At 47.5% G+C, this 26137-nt stretch carries 26 protein-coding genes and 3 pseudogenes; 8 read left to right on the top strand and 21 right to left on the bottom strand.

The window, feature by feature from the left end; all coding sequences use genetic code 11:
• Nucleotides 1-106 precede the first annotated feature (106 nt).
• The 11 genes from paaK to paaA all read right to left on the bottom strand — a co-directional run bounded on the left by paaK (nucleotide 107) and on the right by paaA (nucleotide 10149).
• Nucleotides 107-1438, bottom strand: a complete 1332-nt coding sequence (paaK, locus tag WDV74_RS00470) for a phenylacetate--CoA ligase PaaK (protein ID WP_273559333.1) — start codon at nucleotides 1436-1438, stop codon at nucleotides 107-109.
• Nucleotides 1439-1563: 125 nt separating this feature from the next.
• Nucleotides 1564-2778, bottom strand: a complete 1215-nt coding sequence (pcaF, locus tag WDV74_RS00475) for a 3-oxoadipyl-CoA thiolase (RefSeq protein ID WP_338883997.1) — start codon at nucleotides 2776-2778, stop codon at nucleotides 1564-1566.
• Nucleotides 2775-3245, bottom strand: a complete 471-nt coding sequence (gene paaI / locus WDV74_RS00480; RefSeq protein ID WP_273559329.1) for a hydroxyphenylacetyl-CoA thioesterase PaaI — start codon at nucleotides 3243-3245, stop codon at nucleotides 2775-2777. Before paaI ends, pcaF begins: the two co-directional genes overlap by 4 nt.
• The gene (locus WDV74_RS00485; RefSeq protein WP_338883998.1) at nucleotides 3235-4833 is read right to left on the bottom strand and encodes a 3-hydroxyacyl-CoA dehydrogenase; all 1599 of its coding nucleotides are present in this window, start codon (nucleotides 4831-4833) and stop codon (nucleotides 3235-3237) included. Before WDV74_RS00485 ends, paaI begins: the two co-directional genes overlap by 11 nt.
• Nucleotides 4834-4835: 2 nt before the next feature.
• Nucleotides 4836-5633, bottom strand: a complete 798-nt coding sequence (gene paaG / locus WDV74_RS00490; RefSeq protein WP_338883999.1) for a 2-(1,2-epoxy-1,2-dihydrophenyl)acetyl-CoA isomerase PaaG — start codon at nucleotides 5631-5633, stop codon at nucleotides 4836-4838.
• 3 nt (nucleotides 5634-5636) lie between these two features.
• Complete coding sequence (gene paaF, locus WDV74_RS00495; protein ID WP_338884000.1) at nucleotides 5637-6410, bottom strand: 2,3-dehydroadipyl-CoA hydratase PaaF; 774 nt, start codon at nucleotides 6408-6410, stop codon at nucleotides 5637-5639.
• 9 nt (nucleotides 6411-6419) lie between these two features.
• Complete coding sequence (paaE, locus tag WDV74_RS00500) at nucleotides 6420-7508, bottom strand: 1,2-phenylacetyl-CoA epoxidase subunit PaaE (protein ID WP_338884001.1); 1089 nt, start codon at nucleotides 7506-7508, stop codon at nucleotides 6420-6422.
• Between the two features lie 13 nt (nucleotides 7509-7521).
• The gene (gene paaD, locus WDV74_RS00505; RefSeq protein ID WP_338884003.1) at nucleotides 7522-8040 is read right to left on the bottom strand and encodes a 1,2-phenylacetyl-CoA epoxidase subunit PaaD; all 519 of its coding nucleotides are present in this window, start codon (nucleotides 8038-8040) and stop codon (nucleotides 7522-7524) included.
• A gap of 37 nt (nucleotides 8041-8077) precedes the next feature.
• Entirely contained in the window at nucleotides 8078-8869 is a 792-nt protein-coding gene (gene paaC, locus WDV74_RS00510) for a 1,2-phenylacetyl-CoA epoxidase subunit PaaC (protein WP_338884004.1), read from the bottom strand.
• A gap of 11 nt (nucleotides 8870-8880) precedes the next feature.
• Nucleotides 8881-9168, bottom strand: a complete 288-nt coding sequence (gene paaB, locus WDV74_RS00515; RefSeq protein ID WP_273559315.1) for a 1,2-phenylacetyl-CoA epoxidase subunit PaaB — start codon at nucleotides 9166-9168, stop codon at nucleotides 8881-8883.
• A gap of 39 nt (nucleotides 9169-9207) precedes the next feature.
• The gene (paaA, locus tag WDV74_RS00520; RefSeq protein WP_338884005.1) at nucleotides 9208-10149 is read right to left on the bottom strand and encodes a 1,2-phenylacetyl-CoA epoxidase subunit PaaA; all 942 of its coding nucleotides are present in this window, start codon (nucleotides 10147-10149) and stop codon (nucleotides 9208-9210) included.
• Between the two features lie 328 nt (nucleotides 10150-10477).
• Here paaA and paaZ point away from each other — a divergent pair, with 328 nt between their 5' ends.
• Nucleotides 10478-12544 carry a phenylacetic acid degradation bifunctional protein PaaZ gene (gene paaZ / locus WDV74_RS00525; protein WP_338884007.1) on the top strand — a complete coding sequence of 689 codons (2067 nt, stop codon included), beginning with the start codon at nucleotides 10478-10480 and terminating at the stop codon, nucleotides 12542-12544.
• 208 nt (nucleotides 12545-12752) lie between these two features.
• Here paaZ and soxR read toward each other — a convergent pair whose 3' ends face one another.
• A complete protein-coding gene (soxR, locus tag WDV74_RS00530; RefSeq protein ID WP_338884009.1) occupies nucleotides 12753-13214 on the bottom strand; it encodes a redox-sensitive transcriptional activator SoxR in 462 nt (153 codons plus the stop codon).
• An 88-nt stretch (nucleotides 13215-13302) separates the two neighbouring features.
• Here soxR and WDV74_RS00535 point away from each other — a divergent pair.
• From WDV74_RS00535 to WDV74_RS00550, 4 genes and pseudogenes are all read left to right on the top strand, one after another.
• Nucleotides 13303-13530 (top strand): annotated as a pseudogene (locus tag WDV74_RS00535) (IS630 family transposase); the annotation flags it as partial.
• A 4-nt stretch (nucleotides 13531-13534) separates the two neighbouring features.
• Nucleotides 13535-13633, top strand: a pseudogene (locus tag WDV74_RS00540) (transposase); the annotation flags it as partial.
• Between the two features lie 60 nt (nucleotides 13634-13693).
• Nucleotides 13694-13977: pseudogene (locus WDV74_RS00545) on the top strand (transposase); the annotation flags it as partial.
• A gap of 307 nt (nucleotides 13978-14284) precedes the next feature.
• Nucleotides 14285-15784 (top strand): hypothetical protein, encoded by a 1500-nt coding sequence (locus WDV74_RS00550; protein ID WP_338884011.1) that lies wholly within the window; start codon nucleotides 14285-14287, stop codon nucleotides 15782-15784.
• 204 nt (nucleotides 15785-15988) lie between these two features.
• Here WDV74_RS00550 and glpD read toward each other — a convergent pair whose 3' ends face one another.
• From glpD to gntX, 6 genes are all read right to left on the bottom strand, one after another.
• The gene (gene glpD / locus WDV74_RS00555) at nucleotides 15989-17482 is read right to left on the bottom strand and encodes a glycerol-3-phosphate dehydrogenase (protein WP_338804203.1); all 1494 of its coding nucleotides are present in this window, start codon (nucleotides 17480-17482) and stop codon (nucleotides 15989-15991) included.
• Between the two features lie 257 nt (nucleotides 17483-17739).
• Complete coding sequence (locus WDV74_RS00560) at nucleotides 17740-18498, bottom strand: DeoR/GlpR family transcriptional regulator (RefSeq protein ID WP_338884013.1); 759 nt, start codon at nucleotides 18496-18498, stop codon at nucleotides 17740-17742.
• 79 nt (nucleotides 18499-18577) lie between these two features.
• Nucleotides 18578-19438, bottom strand: a complete 861-nt coding sequence (gene glpG, locus WDV74_RS00565) for a rhomboid family intramembrane serine protease GlpG (RefSeq protein ID WP_338884015.1) — start codon at nucleotides 19436-19438, stop codon at nucleotides 18578-18580.
• 61 nt (nucleotides 19439-19499) lie between these two features.
• Nucleotides 19500-19823, bottom strand: coding sequence for a thiosulfate sulfurtransferase GlpE (gene glpE, locus WDV74_RS00570; RefSeq protein ID WP_338884016.1), 324 nt, complete (start codon nucleotides 19821-19823; stop codon nucleotides 19500-19502).
• Between the two features lie 175 nt (nucleotides 19824-19998).
• A complete protein-coding gene (nfuA, locus tag WDV74_RS00575; RefSeq protein WP_338884017.1) occupies nucleotides 19999-20574 on the bottom strand; it encodes a Fe-S biogenesis protein NfuA in 576 nt (191 codons plus the stop codon).
• 59 nt (nucleotides 20575-20633) lie between these two features.
• Nucleotides 20634-21317 (bottom strand): DNA utilization protein GntX, encoded by a 684-nt coding sequence (gene gntX / locus WDV74_RS00580; RefSeq protein WP_338884018.1) that lies wholly within the window; start codon nucleotides 21315-21317, stop codon nucleotides 20634-20636.
• 38 nt (nucleotides 21318-21355) lie between these two features.
• On the opposite strand from gntX, the gene bioH reads away from it, so the two are divergent.
• The 3 genes from bioH (at nucleotide 21356) to WDV74_RS00595 (ending at nucleotide 22722) form a co-directional block, all read left to right on the top strand.
• Nucleotides 21356-22132, top strand: coding sequence for a pimeloyl-ACP methyl ester esterase BioH (gene bioH, locus WDV74_RS00585; RefSeq protein WP_338884019.1), 777 nt, complete (start codon nucleotides 21356-21358; stop codon nucleotides 22130-22132).
• A gap of 152 nt (nucleotides 22133-22284) precedes the next feature.
• Nucleotides 22285-22557: a CopG family ribbon-helix-helix protein gene (locus WDV74_RS00590; RefSeq protein WP_338884021.1), complete on the top strand. Its 273-nt coding sequence runs from the start codon at nucleotides 22285-22287 to the stop codon at nucleotides 22555-22557.
• A 39-nt stretch (nucleotides 22558-22596) separates the two neighbouring features.
• On the top strand, nucleotides 22597-22722 hold the full coding sequence (locus tag WDV74_RS00595; protein WP_338884023.1) for a hypothetical protein: 126 nt from the start codon (nucleotides 22597-22599) through the stop codon (nucleotides 22720-22722).
• Between the two features lie 225 nt (nucleotides 22723-22947).
• Here WDV74_RS00595 and WDV74_RS00600 read toward each other — a convergent pair whose 3' ends face one another.
• From WDV74_RS00600 to feoB, 3 genes are all read right to left on the bottom strand, one after another.
• Nucleotides 22948-23391 carry an OsmC family protein gene (locus WDV74_RS00600; protein WP_338884024.1) on the bottom strand — a complete coding sequence of 148 codons (444 nt, stop codon included), beginning with the start codon at nucleotides 23389-23391 and terminating at the stop codon, nucleotides 22948-22950.
• 170 nt (nucleotides 23392-23561) lie between these two features.
• Nucleotides 23562-23801, bottom strand: a complete 240-nt coding sequence (locus tag WDV74_RS00605; RefSeq protein WP_074020763.1) for a FeoC-like transcriptional regulator — start codon at nucleotides 23799-23801, stop codon at nucleotides 23562-23564.
• A gap of 22 nt (nucleotides 23802-23823) precedes the next feature.
• Nucleotides 23824-26136: a Fe(2+) transporter permease subunit FeoB gene (gene feoB, locus WDV74_RS00610; RefSeq protein ID WP_338885498.1), complete on the bottom strand. Its 2313-nt coding sequence runs from the start codon at nucleotides 26134-26136 to the stop codon at nucleotides 23824-23826.
• Between the last annotated feature and the right edge of the window lies 1 nt (nucleotide 26137).

Consider the following 26137-nt stretch of genomic DNA (forward strand, 5'->3'; position numbering starts at 1 on the left):
ATACGCTTAGAAAAATCCCTTTAAGGCGACATACTATTGGGAAAAATACCATTGGAAAAAGGTGCCACCGCTGTTTCATATTGTTTAACTTGCGGTGGCGAAAGGTTTATTCGCGTGGTCGGTTGTCGATTACCCGTACTGCTTTACCTTCTGAACGTGGAATGACACCATAATTGACAATGCTGACATCGGTGTTAAGCCCTACTACCGATTTTATGTGATGGCGCAATTGATGACAGAGATTGCAACGTTGTTCATCGTTCAGTTGATTTGGCTCTTTCAATTCAACTTTGACTGACAAGCAATCATGATTGCCCTCGTGGTTGATTTCTAATTGATAATGCGGTGAGAGTTCCTTGATGTGCATGATCTGTTCTTCTATCTGTGATGGAAAAACATTGATGCCACGAATAATCATCATGTCATCGGAACGGCCGGTGACTCTGCCGATGCGCCGCATATTACATGCCGTACCAGGCAATAAGCGCGTCAGATCGCGGGTGCGATAGCGGATCATAGGCATACCTTCTTTGCTCAGGGTAGTGAGAATGAGTTCTCCGGTTTCACCGTCTGTCAGGTTATTCAGGTTGTCAGGATTAATCACTTCCGGGTAGAAATGATCTTCCCAAATGGTGGCGCCGTCGGCGTATTCCAGTGATTCCATAGCAACGCCTGGCCCCATTACTTCGGACAGGCCGTAGATGTCCAACGCCTTGATGCCCATGCGTGTTTCAATTTCAGTACGCAAGGTGGTTGTCCACGGTTCTGCGCCAAAAATACCAATACGTAAGGAGCATGTGCTGGCATCCCCACCCATCTGGCGCTCCAGCTCATCCAGTAAAGTCAGGCAGTAAGAAGGCGTTATCATAATGATGTCAGGTTTGAAATCCACAATCAGCTGCGCTTGCTTTATGGTGTTACCGCCAGATACCGGAATGACGGTCGCTCCCAGTCGCTCAGCCCCATAATGTGATCCTAATCCTCCTGTGAACAGGCCGTAACCGTAGGCGATGTGAACTTTGTCTTTGGCACTTACTCCGGCAAATCGCAGGCAGCGGGCGATCAGCTCTGACCAATTGTCGATGTCCTGTTGGGTATAACCCACCACGGTTGGGCGTCCTGTTGTGCCGGATGAAGCATGAATGCGAACTATCTGTTCCATTGGGACAGCGAAGGTATCGAAAGGATAATGCTCCCGCAGATCTTGTTTGGTGGTGTAAGGAAATTTGGTGATGTCACTGAGTTGTTTAAAATCACTTGGATGGACACCGGCTGTATCAAATTTGTGGCGGTACATGGGAACGTTGTTGTAGGCGTGGTTTAGGGTCCATTTCATCTGGTTAAATTGCCATGCCTGAATCTCATCACGTGAAGCAAATTCAATGGCATCCAGAGATTGTTTGGCGGGTCTTTTTAGGTGTTGTACGTTGTTGTTCATAGTTTCCTGTCCTTTTGTTGGTTTGTTTGTAACAGGTTGTTTATGTGGTTATGTGTGCGTAGTGATATACAGGTGTTGGTGAAGTCAGGTTACTGTGTATCAGTTTGTTGTTGTAAAAATAGCTGCTATGAAACACGCTCAATAATCATGGCGATGCCTTGTCCTACCCCAATACACAGGGTGCACAAGGCGTAACGTCCGGCACGTCGCTCCAGTTCAAGCGTGGCTGTCAACGCAAGGCGGGCGCCGCTCATACCCAGAGGGTGCCCCAGCGCAATCGCGCCTCCATTCGGGTTCAGGTGTTCTGCATCATCTGGTAACCCCAGTTGGCGCATCACAGCCAGTGCTTGTGCAGCGAAAGCCTCATTTAGTTCAATAACATCCAGTTGGTTTAGGGTTAAGCCGGTGAGTTCCAGCACTTTGCGAGTCGCAGGCAGTGGCCCGATCCCCATGATGCGTGGTTCAACACCACATGTTGCCGTTGCGATGATACGCGCCCGTGGTGTCAGGCCGTGGCGTAAGGCTGCCGTTTCTGAGGCGATGATCAGTGCTGCCGCCCCATCATTGACACCGGAAGCGTTACCCGCGGTGATCGTACCGCCGGCACGGAATGGGGTTTTGAGTCGTTGTAATTGTTCGAGCGTCGTTTCTGGGCGGGGATGTTCATCCTGTGAAATGACAGAAGCTACGCTTTTTTTGTTGGCGGGAGGCAGAGTAACAGGGAGGATTTCCTCGGCCAGTAGGCCACGTTGTTGCGCTCTGGCGGCACGTTGCTGGCTGCGCAGGGCAAAGGCATCTTGGTCATCACGGCTAATTTGAAACTGGGCGGCGACATTTTCTGCCGTTTCTGGCATGGAATCTGTGCCGAATTGCTGTTGCATCAGCGGGTTAATAAAGCGCCAGCCAAGGGTGGTATCAAAGATCTCAGCTTGCCGGCTGAAAGCACTGTTTACTTTGGCCATTACAAAAGGAGCGCGGGTCATCGATTCAACGCCACCCGCCAATATCAGTTGGGCGTCGCCGGATTTAATACTGCGAGCGGCGAAGGCGAGTGCATCGAGGCCTGAGCCACATAACCGGTTGACTGTCGTACCAGAGACTGAATTTGGTAGCCCTGCCAGCAATAGTGCCATACGTGCGACGTTGCGATTATCTTCTCCAGCCTGATTGGCGCAACCGAGGATCACGTCATCAATTTGTTCCCAATCCAACGCTGGATAACGTGTCATCAATGCCCGTAACGGCAGGGCAGCCAGATCATCAGCCCGCAGGTTGGATAGCGCACCACCATAACGGCCGATAGGTGTGCGGATACCATCACAGATAAATGCATGGTTCATGATTGCTCTCCCTGACGGTTTGGCTGGTTCTTTTTCAGCGTATTGTCAGAAATAGGATGACTGAGACGATAGGAGTAACCACGGAAAAAAGCGACAACTTTACCGTTTTGGTTGATGATCTCCACGTCATACAGGCCAGTATTTTTGCCTTGATGCCGAACAGAAGCGGTGGCGATCAGTTGATCACCCACCAATGCCGGACGGATAAAATCAATGCTGCCACTGGAAGCGACGGCGGCTTTCCCGTCGCTGTTACAGGCATAGGCGAAAGCGGTATCCGCCAGGCTGAACAGAATGCCACCGTGACAACTTTGATGACCGTTGAGCATATTGGGTACGATTTTCATACTGAGTCGGGCAAACCCGATATCGATATGTTCAATCTGCATCCCCATATTTTGGGCACAGGCATCCTGGGCATACATAGCTTCAACGTAGTGGCGAGCCGCGTTAGCATTATTTTGCATGATCATCCCCTTTTTGGCGTTTTTGGGGCTGCTGGAGAGGGAGTTGAGTGTGTCCCGCCGCGAGTTGGCGCAGTAAAGGCGTTGGGCGGTAACGGGGTTCCCCATAAAACTTCTGCAAGTTTTCCAGCGTACTGAGAATATGTTTCCAACCCAACTGCTTACCCCATGCCAGCGGGCCGATGGGGTAATTCACACCGTGGCACATCGCCAAATCGATATCTTCAACGTTGGCAATGCCTTTATTAAAGGCATCCAGTGCCTCGTTACACAGCATGGCAACGGTACGCATGGTTAACAAAGCGGGATAGTCTGGCAAGAGAATGACCTGTTTACCGAGGGATTGCAGAAAACCGATCACCTTTGCGGTTTGTTGAGGCGTATTCTGGCAAGCAGCACTGAGTGTAATGATAGAGGCCGATTGGTGATTGACAGAAAGATCAAATTGCACCACGGGTGCCCTGACTTCGTCGGCAATCTGGGCGCAGGTTCTCCCTTTGGTCAGAATCAAGAGAATGTCATCAAGCTGCAAGGTCGGGGAGTGGAATCGGTCATTTTTGTTTTCTTCGAAGATGATTCCATATTGCTGTAACAGGGCAACCAAGTGCGGCAATGCCGCCCAATTTCCTGTCGCTTTGATCCGCATCGGTTGTTTTGGGGTTTTGGTGTGTTTCGGCGCGATCTTAGGTTGTGGCTGGCTCTCTTTTTTTCCACCGTTTCCTTTTATGTCATAGACGTAAAAACCACGACCGCGTTTGCGTCCAAGATGATCGGCATCCACTAACTCTTTTTGCAGCAGCGAAGGTTGGAAGCGAGGATCGCCATGGAAAGCCTGGAACAGGGATTCCGTCACGGTGTAGTTAATATCATGGCCGATCAAATCCATCAGTTGTAATGGCCCCATCGCGAAACCACCAGATTCTTTGAGAATGGCATCCAGTGTAGCGGGAGTGGCAACCTGTTCTTCCAGTGCACGCAGGGCTTCAGCGTAGAATGGACGGGCGATGCGATTGACGATAAATCCCGGCGTAGAACGGCAAATCACAGCTTGTTTTTTCCAGCCAGTCACGAGGGTTTTGAGTGTTGCCACGGTTTGGGGGGAAGTTTCCAGACCTTGAACGATTTCCACGAGTTTCATTAGAGGGGCTGGGTTGAAAAAGTGTAGCCCAGCCATGCGCTGTGGGGCAGACAGGACGCGGGCAATGGCGGTAATCGACAAGGATGAAGTATTGCTGGCAAACAGGGTTTGCTGTGAACAAATGGATTCCAGTTGCTGGAAGAGATCCTGTTTAGCTGTCAGTTGTTCGATAATGGCTTCAATCACCAGCCCACACGGTGCTAACGCATGTAATGAATTCGCCTGAGTGATGCGTTGTAACAGGGTTTCTGTTGCACTGGCTTCGGCTTTGCCTGCTGCTACACGTTGATGCAGGCGGGTGCGTAAATTATCCAGCGCCTGACTGACCGCTTCGCTGTTGCTGTCAAACAGCAGGACGGAATATCCTGCCTGAGCCGCAACCTGGGCAATGCCGATGCCCATTGTTCCCGCACCGATAACGGCTATGGGGCCGTGGAGGTGAGGCGTGTTCATGCTCATTTCCCCTTGAACGTTGGCTGGCGTTTTTCAATGAACGCATTGACGCCTTCACGGAAATCTTCGCTATGCCCGCACAGGCGTTGTAAATCTCGTTCGAGATCAAGTTGTTGCTCCAACGTATTGGTTGCGGCTGCATAGGTGGCTTGCTTGATGCAGCTCAGGGCTAAGGTAGGTTGGGTAGCAAGGTGTCGGGCGAGCTTCTGGGTTTTGTCTTCCAACTCTTCAGGCTCAACAACTTGCCAGATCATGCCCCAATCCAGTGCTTGTTCGGCGCTGATTTTGTCGCCTAATAGTGCCATCCCCATCGCCCGCGCCTGCCCAATCTTATGAGGCAGGAAGTAGCTACCGCCAGAATCGGGTGTCAGTCCAATGCGGCAGAAAGCCTGAATAAAGCTGGCGGTACGGGAAGCGATAACGATGTCACAGGCCAGGGCAAGAGAGACACCGGCACCCGCCGCTACACCGTTGACGGCGCAGACAATGGGCTTAGGCAGGGAAGTCATACGCCGGATTAGCGGGTTGTAGTAGCGTTCAACGGATTTGCCAAGATCAGGGATATCGCCATCAGAAATGATAGCATTGCGATCATTTAAATCTTGTCCGGCACAGAAACCACGTCCGGCTCCGGTGAGCCGGACACAACGTACGGACTCATCTTGTTCAGCAATATCCATTGCCAAACTTAATTGCTGGTGCAGCTCCTCGTTAAAACTATTGAGGCATTCTGGACGGTTGAGAGTAATGTTAAGGACACCTGCTTGTATATCGGTCAGTACCGTTGACATGTTTTCCATCGATCAGAACCCCTTAAAGGTTGGTTTACGTTTTTCCAGAAAGGCGGTGATGCCTTCCTGACGATCGGTTGTGCCTGCCAATGTAACAAAGTGCTGGCGTTCGGCGAGTAGCCCTTGTGACAGGCTGGTTTCTTGTGCGGTCTTGAGAGCTGCCTTGGCCGCCCGCAGGGCTAAGGGTGAAAATTCACTGATGCGTTGTGCAATCTGTACTGCACGTTCTAATGTCAGAGCATCAGTGCAAACTTCGCTGACTAGCCCCGCTTCCAGGGCGCGATGAGCATCGATAGCTTCGCCGGTTAATACCATCTGGTAAGCCAATGCCTTGCCGACGCTGCGGATGAGCCGTTGCGTTCCCCCCGCCCCTGGCATCAGCCCCAAGGTGATTTCTGGCAGGCCAAAGCGGGCGTTTTCTCCACAAATCACCAAATCACAAGCCAATGCCAGCTCGCAGCCAGCACCAAGTGCGTAGCCATTAACGGCAGCGATCAGAGGCTTACTGATATTATTTAAACGTTGCCATAGCTGTGGACGGCGATCAGTCATGGCTGTTGCAACGTTCTGTTGCTGTAGTTCTTTCAGGTCGGCACCTGCGGCAAAACAGCGTTGTGATCCCGTAATAACAATGGCGCCTGTATCGTTATCCGCATCGGCGAGTTCCAATTGCTGTACGAGTTGTTCCAGACAGTCATTACTGAGGGCATTGCGTACTTCTGGCCGATTTAGGGTTAATATGCGTACTCTTTGCTGCTCCTGACATAAAATCCATTCCTGATTCATGGTGGCTCCTCAGACATCAAAATCGACAACGACGCCATCGCCTTTCGGCCATGACTGGCAACTTAAGATATAACCGGCAGCCAATTGATCGGGTTCGAGGCTGTAATTCACCCTCATATCCACGTCACCGGCTTTAAGCTGGCATTTACAGGTAGCGCATACCCCGCCTTTGCAGGCGTAGGGTAAATCTGCGCCTTGGCGTAATGCGGCATCGAGGATGCTGTTATCTTCGGCGTGCATGGCAATGTTGAGGGTACGGCCATCCAGGTGGATCTCAACACGGGTTTCACAGCGTTCTGCAAGATTGGCAGGGCGGGAATTTACTGTGGCTTGCCTGGTATTGAAACGTTCACTATGGATGCGTTCAACTGGTATCCCCGCTTGCTCCAGCGCAGAATGGGCCTCATCCAACATGGCTTCGGGTCCACAGAGAAAAGCATGGTCAAATTGGGTAAAATTGAGCAGGGTTTTGCCAATGTGGTTTAGGTGTTCAGTATCAATACGTCCATTAAATAATGGGCTATCAGTGGATTCCTGACTGAATAAGTACAGCACTTGAAAACGGCTCAGGTAGCAATTTTTGAGATCGGCCAGCGTTTCTTTGAACATGATGGAGCGACTAGTGCGATTGCCATAAATAAGCGTAAAAGTGCTATTAGGTTCTAATGCCAGCGTACTTTTGATGATCGATAAAATGGGCGTAATACCCGAACCGGCGGCGATAGCCAGATAATGTCCCTGCTGGCCTTGATTGGGGTGATGGCCAAAATTGCCTTGTGGCTGCATAACTTCCAGCTCATCCCCGACTTTTAATTGTTGGTTGATGAAGGTCGAAAAGCGGCCTTGGTGTATGGCTTTGACACCAATTTGTAATACATCATCCAATGGTGAGCTACAGATGGAGTAGCAGCGGCGTAGTTCTTCGTTATTCACTTTTGCCTTGAGTGTCAGGTGTTGGCCGGGGTGATAACAGAACTGTTTTTTCAGCTCATCGGGAATATGCAAGGTAACGACTACAGCATCTGGCGTTTCTCTTTCAATGGCGGCAATGCTTAAGCGGTGAAAGCCATGTGAGCGTGTTTGATGCAAAGTGGACATCTTACGTTCCTCGTTAAATGCATTTGAAATAATCAAATGGTTCCCAACAATCCCGACAGCGGTAGAGCGCTTTGCAGGCAGTGGAACCGAATTCGCTGATTTTTTCTGTTGCATGGCTGCCACAGTACGGGCAGGTGATGGGTTTCATATCTGCCGTTTTTTCGCAAACTAATCCTTGAGGCGGAGCAATACCGGATGCTCGCAAACGTTGTTTGGCATTTGCATTTATCCAATCGGTGGTCCACGCAGGGTGCAGGCTCACTTCGATATGTATGGGAGAGAAGCCGGCTTGTGCCAGTATTTTCTGAATGGTTTCGATCAGGTATTCCGTCGCAGGACAGCCGGAATAGGTTGGGGTAAATGTCACCCGCCAGCCGTTTTGTAATGGGGTGACGGCTCGTATCATGCCGAGATCAGTAATAGAGAGAGCAGGAAGTTCTGGATCGGCAATTTGGTGCAGGCATTGCCAGATTTGATGAACTTCCGGCGGCTGTATCTCTGAGTAAAAGCGAGTATTGTATTGCTGTTCCATGATCACCTCCCATTACCCTCTGTTTTCTATCCGTTTGTTACCAGTTGCAGTTGGGGTAGGTACGTTGCAGGTATTGCATTTCTGCCAACAGGAATCCCAAATGCTCCGTATGTAGTCCTTGTTTTCCACCTTGCCGGTAAGGGGCTTCCTGTGGCATTTCTAGCGTGGCTTCGGTGAACGTTTCGTTGATGATGTGCAGCCACGGTTCATGCAGGGTGCGCGGATCAATGGCAATGCCTTCTTCTGCCAGTTGCTGTTCTATTTCGTCGCAATAGAACAGTTCGCCAGTAAAGCGCCACAGTTGATTGATCGATTGCTGGATTTTTTCGTGACTCAGTGCCGTTCCATCCCCCAATCTGATCATCCAGCCTCGGCTAAAGCGCAGGTGATATTCCACCTCCTTCAACGATTTGGCACTAATGGCCGCCAACTGGGGATCGCGGCTTTGTCTCAGCGCCTGATGCAGCAAGACATGATAGGCATCAATAAAAAATTGGCGTACCAAGGTGTCGTTAAAGCCGCCATTAGGTTGTTCCACCAGCAGCAGATTGCAGAACTCGCGCTCATGACGCCAAAACGCCAGATGATCTTCATCCTGCCCTGTTCCTGAAAGGGTGGCGGCATAACTGAGGAAATGGCGTGCTTGGCCCAATAGGTCGAGGCCGATATTGGACAGGGCAAGGTCAATCTCCAGTTCTGGTGCATGTCCACACCATTCGCACAAGCGCTGTGCCAGAATCAGTGGGGTATCTCCCTGACGAAGTACATATTTGAACAGGGCGTGGTTTAACCGGGAATGATTGGGGGATGAAATGCTGGGTATATTCATATTCCGGTTCCCTACATATTCTTGATGCCATCAGGAATGGTGTAGAAAGTCGGATGACGGTAAATCTTGTCCTCCGATGGCTCGAAAAAAGCGCCGCGATCTTCCGGTTGTGAAGCCACCAGATAGATGGATTGCACCACCCAGATGGAGCAACCTTCATTGCGCCGAGTGTAGGCATCGCGTGCGTTTTCCAGCGCCATTTGATCGTCTGCTGCGTGGAGGCTGCCGACGTGACGGTGCGCTAGCCCCTGTTTACTGCGGACAAAGACTTCATACAGTGGCCAATCGGTATCGTTCATTGAGTCCTCCTTCCGATGTTGTTCAGGTCGTGCACAGCATTAAGCAGCGCGCTTTTTGGCCGCCATTTTTCTGGCGTGAACAGAAGCTGCTTCCCGTACCCAACTTCCGTTTTCCCAAGCCCGGCGTTTGGCTTCCAGACGTTCGTGGTTGCATATCCCTTGCCCTTTCAGTACTTGATAGAATTCATCCCAGTCGATTGCACCAAAACGGTAATGTCCTGTTGTTTCATCCCAAGCCAACTCAGGATCGGGCGCTGTCATACCCAGGGCTTCCAACTGGGGGACGGTGTTGTCGATGAATTTTTGCCGCAGTTCATCATTGCTGAATCGCTTGATTTTCCATGCCATGCTTTGGGCGCTGTTGGGAGAGTCACTGTCATTGGGACCAAACATCATCAATGTCGGCCACCAGAAGCGGTTAATGGCATCTTGTAACATGGTACGTTGGGCTTCGTTGCCATTCGCCAGCACTGTGACTGCTTCATAACCTTGCCGCTGGTGGAAGCTTTCTTCCTTGCAGATTTTGACCATCGCGCGGGCGTAGGGACCGTAAGAGGCACGGCATAAGGCAACCTGGTTGACAATCGCTGCGCCATCCACCAGCCAGCCAATCACGCCAACATCGGCCCAACTGAGGGTGGGATAGTTAAAAATCGAGGAATATTTCATCTTGCCATCTAACAACTTTTGGTAGATGTCGTGACGGGAACAGCCCAATGTTTCAGCGGCGCTGTAGAGATACAGTCCATGCCCGGCTTCATCCTGGACTTTCGCCAGCAATATGGCCTTGCGACGCAGTGTAGGGGCACGGGTGATCCAATTGGCTTCCGGTAACATGCCGACGACTTCTGAATGTGCGTGTTGGCCAATCTGGCGTATCAGGGTTTGGCGATAGGCTTCGGGCATCCAATCTTTAGCCTCAATAGAGAGATCTGCGACTATTTTTGCTTCAAAGCTCGCCTGAAGTGGATCAGTTGTCATATGCGACTCCATTATGATTCTTATTTTCTAATATAAGACATAAAAATGAATCACTTTTTATAACTGCAAATCTACAAACTGGTAACAAAAATAGCAAACACAAAAATTGTGCATTTGTTGTTCATGTCACAATATTAATTTTAACTCTTTATAAAACAATTAATTAATCATTTTTATTTGGCGGTGGGATAAATATTAACAAGTGATTAGGTGCAAATGTTTGTATTTTGTTAATTTTATGAGTGGTTTTGTCAATCATATATGTGATACATAAATGGCATTACATTACTTAATAATTGTTTCATTGGTTAAATCGGTGGAGAAAAAAATGCAACAGTTAACGAGTTACATTTGTGGTGCCTGGATGTATGGGCAAGGTAATCCCAGAACCATTCATCATGCAGTAAGCGGCGAAGCTTTGTATCAGGTATCTTCAGAAGGTTTGCCATTGGCAGAAAGTGTAGTCTACGCCCGTGAAAAAGGGGGAAAGGCACTGGCTGCGATGACGTTCCAACAGCGTGCGCAGATGATGAAAGCAGTTGCAAAACACCTGCTCGCCAACAAAGAAGCACTGTATGCCATTTCCACGGAAACAGGTGCGACCCGTGCGGATAGTTGGGTGGATATTGAGGGGGGTGTAGCAACACTGTTCTCGTATGCAGGATTAGCAGGGCGAGAATTGCCGGATGATACCTTGTGGCCGGAAGATGAGATGATCCCACTGTCTAAACAATCCCAGTTTGTGGCACGCCATGTGCTGACTTCCCGCCCCGGTGTTGCACTGCATATCAATGCGTTTAACTTTCCGTGTTGGGGAATGCTGGAAAAATTAGCACCAACGTGGATGGCAGGTATGCCAGCGATTATCAAGCCTGCCACCGCATCTGCCCAACTGACACAGGCGATGGTGCGAATGATCATCGATAGCGGCCTGGTGCCGGAAGGGGCACTGCAATTGATCTGTGGTGGCATTGGTGATCTGTTTGATCATCTTGATTATCAGGATGCCGTGACGTTTACCGGTTCGGCACAAACGGGACGGAAGTTGCGTGTCCATCCTCGGCTGATAGAAAAATCCATTCCTTTTACGATGGAAGCGGATTCGCTTAACTGCTGCATTTTAGGTGAGGATGTGACACCAGATATGCCGGAGTTTGGCGTTTTCATCAAAGAAGTGGTACGCGAAATGACGGTGAAGGCCGGCCAGAAATGTACGGCTATCCGACGCGTTATTGTGCCTGCCAGCCAAGTGGAAACGGTTAAACAAGCGCTACTTAAGCGGCTGTCTGGTGTGGCTGTTGGTGATCCTACGTTGCCCGAAGTGCGCATGGGGGCGTTGATTAATCGGGAACAGCGTGACGAGGTGCAGGCGAAAGTCAACGAATTGCGCACGAGTGGTTGCGAGGTTTTATGTGGTGGTTCACTGGATAAATTGGTGCTGACAGGCAATAGCAACCGTAATGGCGCCTTCTACCCGCCGACGTTGCTCTACTGTGCAGATCCAATGACCAATCAGGTGGTACACAGCACAGAAGCCTTTGGGCCGGTTGCCACGTTAATGACGTATCAGGATACCGAACAGGCGATTGCATTGGCGATGATGGGGCAGGGGAGTTTGGCTGGCTCATTGGTGACGGCAGATGAGCAGATTGCCGTACAGGTGATCCGGGCGACAGCCTGTGCGCATGGCCGTATGTTAGTGCTAGATGAAGCGGCGTCTGCGGAATCCACGGGACACGGTTCCCCGTTGCCTATGTTGGCACATGGTGGCCCAGGGCGTGCCGGTGGCGGCGAAGAGTTGGGGGGCTTGCGTGCTGTGAAACACTATATGCAGCGCACAGCGATTCAAAGCAGCCCAAGTATGCTGGCAGCGATTGGTCGTGAGTGGGTTCGTGGCGCGAAAGTGAAAGAAGAACCGATTCATCCATTCCGCAAATATTTTGAACAAATTGAAATGGGTGAAAGTTTACTGACTGCTCGCCGGACGGTGACGGAAGCGGATATCGTGAATTTCGCTTGTCTGAGTGGCGATCATTTTTACGCTCATGTGGATAAGATCGGTGCAGCTGAATCCCTGTTTGGCGAACGGGTAGCCCATGGTTATTTTGTCGTATCGGCTGCTGCGGGTTTGTTCGTTGATGGTGCAGTGGGGCCGGTACTTGCCAACTACGGTATGGAAAACCTGCGTTTTATTGAACCGGTCAAGATTGGTGATACCATCCAAGTGCGTTTGACCTGCAAGAAGAAGATTAAGAAAGTCCAGAAGACACCAGAAGATAAACCACATGGTGTGGTGGTATGGGATGTGCAGGTGTTGAATCAGGAACAACAGCCGGTGGCACTTTATAGCATCCTGACGTTAGTGGAGCGGCAGCAAGGGGATTTTATGGCTTAGGATAAGCAAAGAGCCTGGGGGTATTTGTCAAAGGCAAGGGGCAGCGGTAATCCTCAGGCTGAATTTTATCGGTTGCATATGTGAGTTGTAACGTTCGGAATAATTCTTCTAAGTGCGTGTTTCTGCCAACTCGTTTTAGATCGCGATAAGCGGCCAACCGACAAAATGGGGAGAGCTTTCTCAAGAGAGATACGAGTGAACAGCGTGTTTAATCTTTTTCTAAAATTCTTGGGCCGGCTCCATCTTGTCCAAGAACATCATTCGGATTACGTAAAGGACACTCTGTTAACGAAAGGCATCCACACCCAATACAATTACCTAAATTATCTCGTAATCGGATGAGTTTTTTGATGCGTTTATCCAGAATATCCTGCAATTGTAAAGAAAATGTTAGCCATTGTTCGGCTGTCAATTGACTATCAGGTGGAAACTGGTCTAGTGCTTGTTTTATTTCTTTCAGAGAGATACCTGTGTTTTGTGCGACTTTGATGATCGCAATATAGCGCAATACAATCGAAGGAAAACGGCGCTGGTTACCTTGATTGCGTGAACTTTTGATTAATCCTTTCGATTCATAAAAATGGAGGGCAGATATAGCAACTCCGCTACGTTTTGATACCTCTCCGATAGTTAACGCTCGATTAAAATCAATGGATTTATCTTTTTTCATATTGATGAACCCTAATTTAACTTTAGTGTATACCCATCGTAATTGAAGCTGCTTGATTTTTCATCCATATCAGATCAAGACTGTGCTCATGAAAATTACCCCGACAGATGCCCAAAAAGAAGCTCTCGAATTGATGCCCGATACGACTCGTGATGGGCGCGTACATGACCGCATTAAGGCCGTGCTGGCATCAGAAGGTTGGATTGCCCAGGCTTTGCGTATTCATGAAAGTACGGTGAGCCGTCATCTGAAAGACTACTGTTCTGAGGAAAAACTCGCTCCTGAAAATGGCGGCTCTGAAAGCCGGTTACCATCATTCTGAAATAGTTCAATTTTTCGCGGAAGTCCTGAATATTGAGTTGCATTATTTGCCGCCTTACAGCCCTAATCTCAACCCGATTGAGCGATTATGGAAGTACGCGAATGAACAGGTACGAAACAATACGGATAACATTCAATATTTTCTGGAACGTGTGCGTTGGGATACCGAGGTCGTTTGCGATATCTTACGTGACTATGTCATCGAACATCTGGGCGATGAGCAAGGTATTCTTGTCGTTGATGAAACCGGATTTATCAAAAAGGGCAGCCATTCTGCTGGTGTTCAACGCCAATATAGCGGCACGGCCGGGCGGGTAGAAAACAGTCAGATAGGAGTTTTCCTATGTTACGCCGACAAGGGAGCAATGCCTTTATTGACCGGGCGTTATATCTGCCCAAACAGTGGACGGAAGATCGTCTTCGTTGTTTAGCTGCCGGCATATGCTGGTATCGGCATATCACGCTGTCATTATTAGCCCATGCAGTACTGGCGGTTTTGCAGCTACAGGAGAAAAAAACACCGGAGGATCGGGTCGAACTGAGTAATTTATTGTCAAAATTAATGAAAAAAGCAGAGGAAACCGTAGAACAAATTTTATATTGGCCAGATTGGCGGCGGCGACATCAATATAAAGCCCGGCAATATCATTATCATCGACGAGAGGGATCCTTGATCACGGAAAAGTTACGACTGTAGTATTAGTACCATTTATAGAGCTTAACAAATATCGAGACCAGGAAAAAGGGTTATGAATACTTTATCCATTGTAATCATTTTATCGATGTTATTTCCTTGCCTGGTCAATGCTGGTGAAGTAAAGACAGCTTTAGCCAAAGAAAATGAAACAGCGACAGCACGTTTTTTCAGTAAGCTGATTGAAGCCAACGATCCAAATGTTGCAGAGCTAACTATGGCATTAAAAATGATGCCTAAAGGTGCAGATATCCATATTCACTATTCTGGTGCAATATATGCAGAAACCTATCTTGATTGGGTTGGTGATAAGGGCTATTGCATTTATGATCGAACCGATCCAAAACTTAAGATCGAAATTTTTCGAATAGAAACACGTCAGAAAAACCAACTCCCAAGCGAGAATCAGCAATTTTGTCTCGAAAAGAGTGCAGTCATGGCAAACAATGCCTTCTACCGAGAATTATTGAAGGTATGGTCAGACAAAGATTTTCATAACCATTATCACGAGCAGAAGGCATCGGACCAGCAATTTTTTGATACTTTTAGTTATTTCAGCCCATTATCACATCAAATTTTAATGGATGGGATGACGAAATTAAAAAATCGAGCCAAAAATGAAAATGTTCAGTATCTGGAAATAATGTTAAACAGGGCACCTTCTTTTGAGTACCCAGAGCTGGCTAAAGCACTTGATGCGTTAGGCCCAGATGCTGATGAAAATACTGTTTTCGCAGCATTGGCGCCCTATGCGGATTTTATGGCTAAGGATCCACTTGTCAGGAAAGGCATATCTGATTATATCCAAACCGAAGAAGCGGCGGTTTCCGGGATCGACGATGATAAATTTCGGATTCGGCTCCAATCTTATGTTGTTCGTAATGCGTCACGCGCGACTGTATTCTCAAGTTTGTATTCGGCATTTTCGGCGGCACATATGAGCAAAAAGATTGTCGGTGTGAATATTGTTGGGCCGGAAAATGGTTATATAGCCATTCGTGACTATAAGTTGCACATGCTGATGTTCCGGTATCTGAAAAGGCTTTTCCCCGATGTTCGTTTATCGCTACATGCGGGGGAATTAGTAAGTGGAATGGTTCCGCCAGAAGATTTGGCAAACCACATTCGATATGCCGTAGATATCGCAGGGGCAAATCGGATCGGCCACGGTGTTGATATTGCCAGGGAAGAGAAGGCGTTTGCATTACTCCAGGTACTGAGAGAAAAGGCAATTCCTGTCGAAATTAACCTGACGAGTAATGACTTTATTCTTGGTGTTAGAGGAAATGAGCATCCGATAAAACTTTATCAACGTTATGGAGTACCTTTTGTGATATCAAGTGATGACCCAGGCGTTTCTCGTGGTGACCTGACTCATGAATTTGTCATTTTTGCCACAAACTACAAGCCATCTTATGCAGAGATCAAAAAGACCGTATTTAATAGCATCCAATATTCTTTTCTATCCCCAGAGGAAAAATCGGCGGAGTTGCAGGATCTGCGATCCAGGTTTTTGATTTACGAATCAGAGATTGCGGGAATAGAAAAAAAGTAAAGCGGTGAATGATCGAGATATAAACGCTGTGTTAAATAACCAGTTGAATTAAATAAAAAATAAGGGAATTGCGATAGAAAATAGGGATGATTGATTTCGAAAGTTTATGAGTTCGATGAGCGAAAAAAAACTTATATGACACGAATAAATCAAAATGAAAAATGGCGATAATTTCTATCGCCATTTTCAAAATCAATCTTGCAATCAAGCGGCTTTGGCGTTTTGTGCCAGCCAGTCAGCTACACGCTGTTTTTGTTCATCAGTGAGCCACATACCCAGTTTGGTTCGGCGCCAGATAGCATCATCTAGCTCAATTACCCATTCGTGTTTAACTAAGTAACGCAATTCAGCTTCATACAAATTATGGCCGAAACATTCGCCGAGGTCGGCCAACGTTTCTGCATCTTGCAGGATGAATTGGCTGTTGCTGCCGTAAGTACGGGCATAACGCAGTGCCACACCTTCAGGCAGCCAGTTATGACGCTGGCGTAGCAGGCGCGCATAACCATCGCGATCACAGCCTTCCAGTTCACCGCCTGGTAACTTGCCATTTTTGGTCCATGCATTGCCCGCGTTAGGGTAGTACTGAGCCAGCTTATCCATAGCGTGTTCAGCCAGTTTGCGATAAGTTGTTAGCTTACCGCCAAATACGGACAGCAATGGCATTTGTCCTTGCTCATCTTGCACATCCAGCGTGTAATCTCGGGTGATCGCTTGTGGTGAATCGGATTCATCATCACACAGGGGGCGAACGCCAGAGTAAGTCCAAACAATATCATCGCGACCAAGCTGTTTCTTAAAGTGGTCGTTATAGACTTTCAGCAAATAGTCGATCTCTTTATCGTCAATTTTGACTTCTTTTGGATCACCTTTGTATTCAACATCCGTTGTGCCGATAATCGAAAATTCGTCATTCCATGGAATAACGAATACGATGCGGTGATCTTCATTTTGCAGAATATAAGCCTGCGGCTCATCGTGAACGCGAGGCACAACGATATGACTGCCTTTGATAAGGCGAATGCCATAAGGTGATTTTAGTTGCAGCCCGTTATCGAAGAAATTTTTCACCCACGGGCCAGTTGCGTTAACCAAACCTTTCGCGCGCCATGTATTGGTTTCGCCAGTTTTGAGGTTTGTGGCTTCAACCATCCAATAGCCATTTTCACGCCATGCACGAGTTACCTGGGTGCGGGTACGTACTTCACCACCGTGTTTTTGGACTTCTTGTGCGTTTAGAACCACCAGACGCGCATCGTCAACCCAACAGTCGGAATATTCAAATCCACGAGTGATGGATGGCTTCAATACCGAGTTTGTGCCAAATTTCAGCCCCTTACTGCCTGGTAAGCTAACGCGTTTGCCCAAGTTATCGTACAGGAACAGACCAATGCGGATCATCCACGCTGGACGCAGGTGTGGTTGATGTGGCAGGCGAAAGCGCATCGGGAATGCAATATGGGGAGCCAGTTTTAAAAGCACTTCACGTTCTGCCAGTGCTTCACTGACCAAACGAAACTCATAATGTTCCAGATAGCGTAACCCACCGTGGATCAGTTTGGAGCTGGCAGACGAAGTTGCACTGGCCAAATCTTGACCTTCCAACAGTAGGACTGAAAGCCCCCGGCCAGCAGCATCTGCCGCAATACCAGCGCCGTTAATTCCGCCGCCTATTACAATCAAGTCTTTGGTTTCCATTGCATCCCCTATGAAATGTTCGAAACAGTTCTTTAATGTTCGTTTTCGCTCAAAGATTGTAATTAAAAATTCATCAATCGCCAACTATTAACTCAGAAAAAACATATTCACGTGACACAGGTAACAAAACCTTGTCTTATACATAAGATTAATAAGGATTTTGTGGGATACAAATTGAGGAAAGGAATATTAGTGGGAGCTAACCCCACCAGAATATCGGGTGGGGCATTGTTATGGCACTTTTGGCTAAAAAGTGACTAGCACAATTCTAATTTAACGCTGTGCTGTTCGATAATTTTCTGGATGCCGAGAGGAGGAGCTTTATCCGTGAACAAAAAGTCAATCAGGTTCATGTTACCGAGATTAACCATGGCATTGCGGCCGAATTTTGAATGATCGGCAACCAGCATGACACAGCGGGAGTTTTCGATAATGGCACGTTTGGTACGAACTTCGTGGTAATCGAATTCCAGCAGTGAACCATCACTATCGATGCCGCTGATCCCAAGAATGCCGAAATCAAGGCGGAACTGGGAAATAAAGTCTAGCGTTGCTTCACCAATGATGCCGCCATCGCGGGAGCGTACTTCACCACCCGCCAAAATCAGGCGGAAATCTTCTTTGCCCATAAACAGAGTTGCGACATTGAGATTGTTGGTGACAATCCGTAAATCGCGATGGTTGAGCAGGGCATGTGCTACGGCCTCTGGCGTTGTTCCAATATCGATGAACAGGGTTGCTCCGTTTGGAATTTGGGTGGCAACTTGTTGTGCAATTCGAGCTTTTTCATCCGACCACATGATCTTGCGGTCATGGTAGGCCGTGTTGACCGAGCTGGATGGTAATGCGGCACCGCCATGATGACGCTGGATCTTATTTTTATCTGCGAGATCATTTAAATCACGTCGAATAGTTTGTGGGCTAACATCAAAATGTGTAACCAGCTCTTCAGTGCTGACATAACCCTGGAGGCGCACGAGCTCAATTATTGCATCATGTCGCTGAGTTTGCTTCACAAAATTCCCCTAATATATGCATAGATGGATTATCGTTGACCAAAATTATCTCTCTTCTATTTCAAGCCGAGGCTGAAATTTATTGAGGTTTATTTGGCATTTTTTGGTTTTTTTGTTTACGCAAATTATCCCATAACCCCATTAATAAACCGATGATTAATCCTGCAACATGGGCGGCATTGGCGATGTTTAACGAAAATAGATCGAAATAACCCACCAACAACCAAATGACAGAGATAGCGATTAACCCCCTGGGAGCACTGATCCCTCGTTTTGGAGAGATTTCACCGGTTAGCCAAACATACCCAATCAGTGCGTAGACGACCCCGGATAATCCCCCGAAATGAGATCCACTGAATAATGATTGCGCCCAGCTACTGAAAATGGCTGACACTATCGTGATTTCAAACAACTTACCGCTCCCAATCTTTTGCTCTACCTGGCTGCCGAAATACCACCATAAAGCAAGATTAAAGAGCAAGTGTGTCAGAGAGAAATGCAATAGCGTTGGGCTTATCCAGCGCCATAACTCCAGATACTGATCACTGTTGGCTGGCCATGCTAATCCATTCATAACATCCGGTATGCCGGCTATTGCCACCCAGAGGTAAACGAGGATACAGAGCAGAGTTATGGCAATAGTCAGGGAGCCAGACTGGTTTTTGAGCGTACTCAAATTCAGGTTGTGGTGATAGTTGGAGAAGCTGACAGATTTGCCTGTTTGCCAACTGGCAGCTTGGTAGCGTTCATTGAGTGGATCGCGAGCAAAGTGGCGAAGTTCCTCTTCAACCCGACTGAGTTGGCTATCATCCTCTAACCAGAGTTCAACTAATGACGGCTCATTGGTGGCCTGCATGGTCAAATGAATGCCCTGCGTCGCCATATAATCAATAAAGGCCTGAGCCAGCCGAGGGTTAGATATTGAGGTTATATGGATCATTGCTCGTCTTATCTCTGCCTTAAGTTGAAGTTAATTGCATTATAATCAGTGCATTAAAGATTTATTGAGTATGGACAGCGTGAGGATAGTCTCTTTGCCAGACTTCAAAACCGCCATTGACACTATAAACGGTCTCAAAACCCATATTGATCAGGTACTGTGCTGCTCCTTGGCTGCTATGGCCGTGGTAGCACATTACCATGACCGGTTGGTCAAAATCCGCTTCTTGTAGAAAGCTATTGAGTGTTTCATTTGTTAGGTGGAACGCATCGGTTACGTGTCCAGCATGGAAACTTTGTGGATCGCGGATATCAACCATGACTGCGGTTTTATCGAGCCAATGTTGGTAAGCCTGTTCAGGAGTTATCGTTTGAAAATGGTCCATAAATACTCAACGTAGTTTCTAAAATTTTCATTTTCAATATATTCATTTCTTAATAGTCGTCAGGTCATACCTGACTGCCTTCCCAATATAACGATTGGGAAGGCGTAGAAATATAGAGATAGAAAATGTTAGAAACAGAAAAATGGTTAAAAATTGTCAAAATAAGAATGAAAAATCAGTAATATGAATGTTCACCGCGCTGATGCTCAGTCAGATCTTTCACACCTTTTAATTCAGGGAAGGTCTGTAATAACTGTTTTTCGATCCCCTCTTTCAGAGTGACATCGACCATCGAACAGCCGTTACATCCACCGCCGAATTGCAAAATAGCATAACCTTCATCGGTGATTTCCATCAGGCTGACACGGCCACCATGTCCTGCGAGCTGTGGGTTGATCTGCGATTGCAGGACATATTCAACACGATCAATCAGTGGGGCACCATCCGCCACTTTGCGCATTTTAGCGTTCGGGGCTTTCAGGGTCAGTTGGGAACCCAATTGATCGGTCACAAAATCAATGACAGCTTCTTCCAGAAAAGGTGCACTAATTTCATCAACATAAGCTGAGAGTTGATCGAACTTCAATTCGGTGTCAGTGGCTTCAACAGCATCCGGTGGGCAATAGGAAACACCGCATTCGGCGGTTGGTGTTCCTGGATTAATAACAAAGACGCGGATCTGTGTGCCCGGTTCTTGATTTGCCAGTAGCTTGGCAAAATGTGCTTGCGCTGCTTCAGTAATATTAATCATGTCATTTGCTCAATAGTTGACTGTTCTAGTTGGTTATAATACGCCCATTTATAAAGGAACTACAAGGTTCGGCATATTGCCCAAGCCTGTACAGAACGAGCACCAGCACGAATTATCAACTGTGAAGCCTCATGCAGTGTCGTGCCCGTGGTGATCACATCGTCGAAAATTGCGACATGTTGATCGGTAAAATCGCCCTGTAATTGAAAGGATTGCCTAAGATTGGTTCTTCTTTGGGCGGCAGATAAGCCCCGCTGCGTGAGTGTAGCACGTGAGCGGCGTAAAAAATCCGGTTGATATGGACATTGCAGCCAACGCGATAGGGATCGGGTAATGAGTTCAATGTGATCGAAACCACGTTGCCAGCGTTTTCTGCGGTGCAGAGGTATGCCCAATATGCGATCTGGCTTATGCCAGCGGCCTTCACGATAGCCTTGTAACCAATGCAGCAGGAACAAACGTGCCAGCACGGAGGCGAGTTGTGGGGTGTTGTTATATTTATAGCGTTGAATAAGCTGACTTAATGGTGGGGTGTAATCCGTAATGGCGATCAAATATTGCCACGCTGGGGGACTCTTTATGCATCGCCCACAGGGAAAGTTGCCGGATTCAGAAGGCAGTGCACAGCGTGGACAGACATGTTGCAACCGCCTTAAGTGACGGTGGCAGAGATAACAAATCCCATGATGGGCAAAATACAAATTTTGCTGGCATAGCCAACAGTATCCAACCATTGTTAGCATAGTTTCCTTCCTTGGTGATAAATAAAGTGAGAATAACAATGAATCAGTTGTTTTGGCAGAGAATTGGCGATGCACCACGTGATCTTGTGATGCTGCACGGATGGGGTTTAAACGCTGAGGCTTGGCGCTCAGTGGAAACGCGATTGGCTTCGCATTTTCGTTTGCATCTGGTGGATTTGCCGGGTTATGGGCGTAGCCAAGCGTATTCGGCGATGTCATTGGCGGACATGGCAGAGATTGTATGGCAGCAAGCGCCAGCAAATGCCTTATGGCTAGGTTGGTCTTTAGGTGGATTAGTGGCTAGCCGGATTGCTTTGGATCACCCAGCACACGTTGCGGGTTTGATAACCGTGGCTTCTTCGCCAAGATTTAGCGCTGATGGCGACTGGCCGGGGATTAAGCCAGAGGTTTTGAGTGCCTTTGAGCATCAATTAAGTGCTGATTTTCAAAAGACAGTCGAACGGTTTCTGGCATTGCAGACGTTAGGAACAGACAGTGCACGTCAGGATGCCCGTGTACTGAAATCAGTGATCCTGAACCAGCCGATGCCGACAGTCGAGGTACTTAATGCCGGTTTGGAAATCCTGCGCACTGATGATTTAAGAGAGGAATTATCCCAACTTCAATTACCTTTCCTACGTCTATATGGTTATCTTGATGGTTTAGTACCGCGTAAGATTGCTTCACAGCTTGACAAGGCATGGCCACATACGCACTCCGTTATGATGCGCAACGCTGCCCATGCCCCTTTTATTTCCCATCCAGAGGAGTTTGTTGACGTGTTGACGAATTTTGCTTCTGATATTGGATGGTAATTATCGATAACTACTCTCTCTGGTGTTACATATAAACTATGGGTAATTTGAGCAATAGCAGGGAGGGATCTTAAACGATAAATCCGGTCATAAAGAAACATTGTAATGACAAACTTAAAAGGTATTACCTTTTAATACTAAGGTGGAAGAAAATGGCAACCTCAGTAAAACTTGACGATAACTTGAAAAGCCGGATCCAGTATTTGGCAAAAGTGCGGCATCGTTCAGCGCATTGGATAATGCGTGAAGCTATACGTGACTATGTAGAGCGTGAAGAAAAACGAGAATCTTTCAAACAGGATGCCTTGCGTGCTTGGGAAGCGTATCAAGAGAATGGACTACACCTGACGTTTGAAGAAGCAGACGACTGGTTAGCTAAACTTGAAGCCGGAGAAGATGCGGAGTTACCTGAATGTCACGTTTGATTTGATCTCCGCCTGCTCTCGCTGATATACAGCGGCTCTATGGTAAAAGACAAAGACACTGCTCGTCGAGCGATTAAAACAATACGCGCTGGCGTGAAAACACTGGCACACCAGCCTAAAGCAGGACGCCCTGCTGACGACATGGATCCAGCATTCCGAGAATAGCTTATTGATTTTGGAAGTAGTGGCTATATCGCCTTGTACCGCATTGAGGGTGAAACAGCAACAATTCTTGCTGTACGGCATCAAAGAGAGGTTGGATATTAACAAAAAGAAAGTCAATCTCTTATCTGACCAATAAATGGAATAAACGGCACAACGTATATGTTTATTCCATTCTTGATGCAATTCAACCGGTAATAAAAATATTCACCACCTTGTTATCACCCTTTATTTATTCGGATAAACCTCAGTCACAATTTCTGGCGCATTAACGATAGTATCGAGAACAGGGCAATTACTTTCGACAAAAGTAATAAAATCGCGGATCTCTTGTTCAGTATTATCTGCTTTAATATAAAATTTGGAGGTGATTTTTGAAAATCCCATTTTGGCGTTTTTATTTCTACCTGTGAAGCCATCGGTATCCAGTTCTCCTTCCATTTTGACCTGAATATCGATCAAATTGATTTTATGCTTGCGGGCAAAGCTTTTTGCCACAATACACTGACATGCACCAAATGCAGAAAGTAACGCTTCCACTGGATTCATCGCCTCATCGGTTCCGCCGAGGCTTTTGGGTTCATCTACATGAAAAGTAAAATCTCGCGATGAGCATTTCATTTTGAGCTTGCCAACCGACTCAACTGTTGCAGTGAATAACTCTTTAGGCATATTACTATCCTCAGGTTATTAATATAGGGATACCGCATATCAGATAATAGAGAGAGAGCTATAATTAATCTATTTATTATTTTATGGAATCCTTAATAAGGAATTTTCCTACAGAGCAATCACAGCGACAGGCTATTTTTAATCGCCTATTCCATAAGGCAAGCAATGCCTTATTTTTTTACCGCAAGCTGATACGCTTTCGTGTCACATTTTTGTGTTTCCGGGCATTGCTTGCAGCCCCCGCTGAGGCAGGAGGAAGCATCCACTTCCTCCAGTTTACCCATGATGACAAGCTGCTTGAGCATGGCTTCCACCATTGGCAGCGGTGCTGAAAACTGATGGCTTAATGATCTGGCATCCGTGCGCCCGTTGAGGGCAACAGCATCTCTGATTTTCAGCAGGTTAATCATTTATGGCTCCTCATGGCTCCAGCTAGTGACAGCTATTGTTTGAGCATTCGCAACTGCGGTTAGCGGTGTTGTTGAATGTCACAGTGACTCGGCTGCGTGCGCGGCGTAAGCCAATAACGATCAGAATGTTAAACAGGATCACGGCCAGAATTGTGATCAGGCTACTTTGTGGATGGGCTGAAAAGGTTGTGATTTGATAAAACAGCGCTGACAGAGAATAAGCGACGTTTAATCCCCACAGAATCGAGAATGTCATCCAGCCACGGCTGGTTTCACGGGCAATGGCTCCCATCACGGAAACGCAAGGCACGTACAGCAGCACGAAAATCAGGTAACTGTAAGCGGAAATGGCAGAGCCAAATTTAGCGCTCATGGTTCCCATAGAGCTACGATCCATGTTGCCATCGCCTTTGCTGGCTTCAATCGGGTTAGACAGTGCGCTCAAGGTGAAGGTTTCTTTCAGGCTATCCCACGTTTCTGCGACAGCATCTTTTAGTTGAGCCAGTAAATTAAATTCATCTGGGTTGAATGACTCTTGGGTAATATTTTCGGCGGTATAGAGGGTATTTAGGGTTCCCACAACCACTTCTTTTGCCATCGCTCCAGTGATAAGCCCGACGGTGGCTTGCCAGTTATCGGAATGCACACCGATAGGTTGCAAGACAGGAGTGAGTACTTTACTGACGGAGGCCAGCGCCGATTCGTTGATATTGTCCACGGTCTTACCGGAGAAGGAGAAACTGTTCAGGGCACCAATCAACATGCTCGCGGCGACAATCACTTTACCAGCACGTATGACAAAACCTTTCAGCCTCTGCCATGTCTGGCGCAGCAGGGTTTTGGCATGGGGAACGTGATAGACCGGCAGCTCCATGACAAATGGCGATGCTTCACCCCGCATTAGCGTGAATTTGAGCAGCAGCCCTGTCAGGATGGCGATAACAATCCCCAGGATATACAGGGAGAAAACAATGCTTGCTCCATCTTTGCCGAAGAACGCCGCCGCGAAGACGGCAAAGATCGCCAACCTTGCCCCGCAGGACATAAACGGTGCCATCATGATGGTAATCAAGCGTTCACGAGGGGCATCCAGTGTTCTTGAACCCATCACGGCAGGCACATTACAGCCAAAGCCAACAATCAGGGGCACAAAGGATTTACCCGGCAATCCTATGGCTTGCATCAACCTGTCCATGACAAATGCCGCCCGTGCCATGTAGCCGGAATCTTCCAGAAAGGAGAGGAACAAATACATCATGCCAATTTGGGGAACCAGCGGCAGTACTGTGTTGATACCCCCACCAATTCCCTGAGCAAGAAACACTGTTAACCAATGCGGGAAATGGAGAGTATGGCCGAGCCACTGCATTCCATCAATGAAAATGGCAGCGGAAGCGCCGTCGAAGATAGGCTGTAAGGCGCCACCAATATTGATAGCCAGCACAAACATCAGGTACATGACAAACAGGAAGATAGGCAAACCCAACCAGCGGTTCAGAATAACGGTATCTAACACTTGGGTTAGTTTGTTGGGTGTGGCTGTGCGGGTATCAATGACCACCCGACAAATTTCACTGATGGTTTGATAACGTGAGCCGGCAATGATGAGATCGGGTTCGTCAATTTGTTGTTTTTGCAAGCGCTCTTTGCTTTCAGCCAGTTGTGCGTGAGTCAGGTCTGATACCTCGCGGCTGTAAATATCCCCTTCCAGGACTTGCAAAGTCAGCCAGCGGCGCTGTTGTAGTGTGAATTTTTCTGTGATCTGGCTGGAAAGGCGGGAAATTTCCTGCAATAACTCATCAGGATAATTAACCTGTACAGGATCAGATTTCTGTGGGTAATTATCGATGGTTTTTTTGAGTACATCTATCCCTGTGGCACGGGTTGAAACCAGCGGGATGACCGGACAGCCAAGGTGTTTCTCCAGTGCAGTAATATCAATATTGATGCGTTGATTTTGGGCGATATCCAGCATGTTCAGTGCAATGATGCAGGGAACACCCAGTTCAATCAATTGCAGTGAGAGATAAAGGTTACGCTCCAGATTAGATGCATCAACAACATTAATCAGCATATCCGCTTCACCACTGAGGATATAGTGGCAGGCAATTTGCTCATCAATGGAAGTTTGCTCAGAAATGGTAGTAAGCGAATAAGTGCCAGGGAGGTCGACAAGTTCAACCTGATGGTTATCGGTAGTAAAGTGGCCGGTTTTGCGTTCTACGGTAACGCCAGCCCAGTTTCCCACTCGTTGATGGGAGCCAGTAAGCTGGTTAAAAAGCGTTGTTTTGCCAGCATTGGGATTACCAATCAGGCCTATCGTTAATTGTTTCATC

The organism is Xenorhabdus sp. TH1 (assembly GCF_037260955.1).
Classification (GTDB): Bacteria; Pseudomonadota; Gammaproteobacteria; order Enterobacterales; family Enterobacteriaceae; genus Xenorhabdus; species Xenorhabdus griffiniae.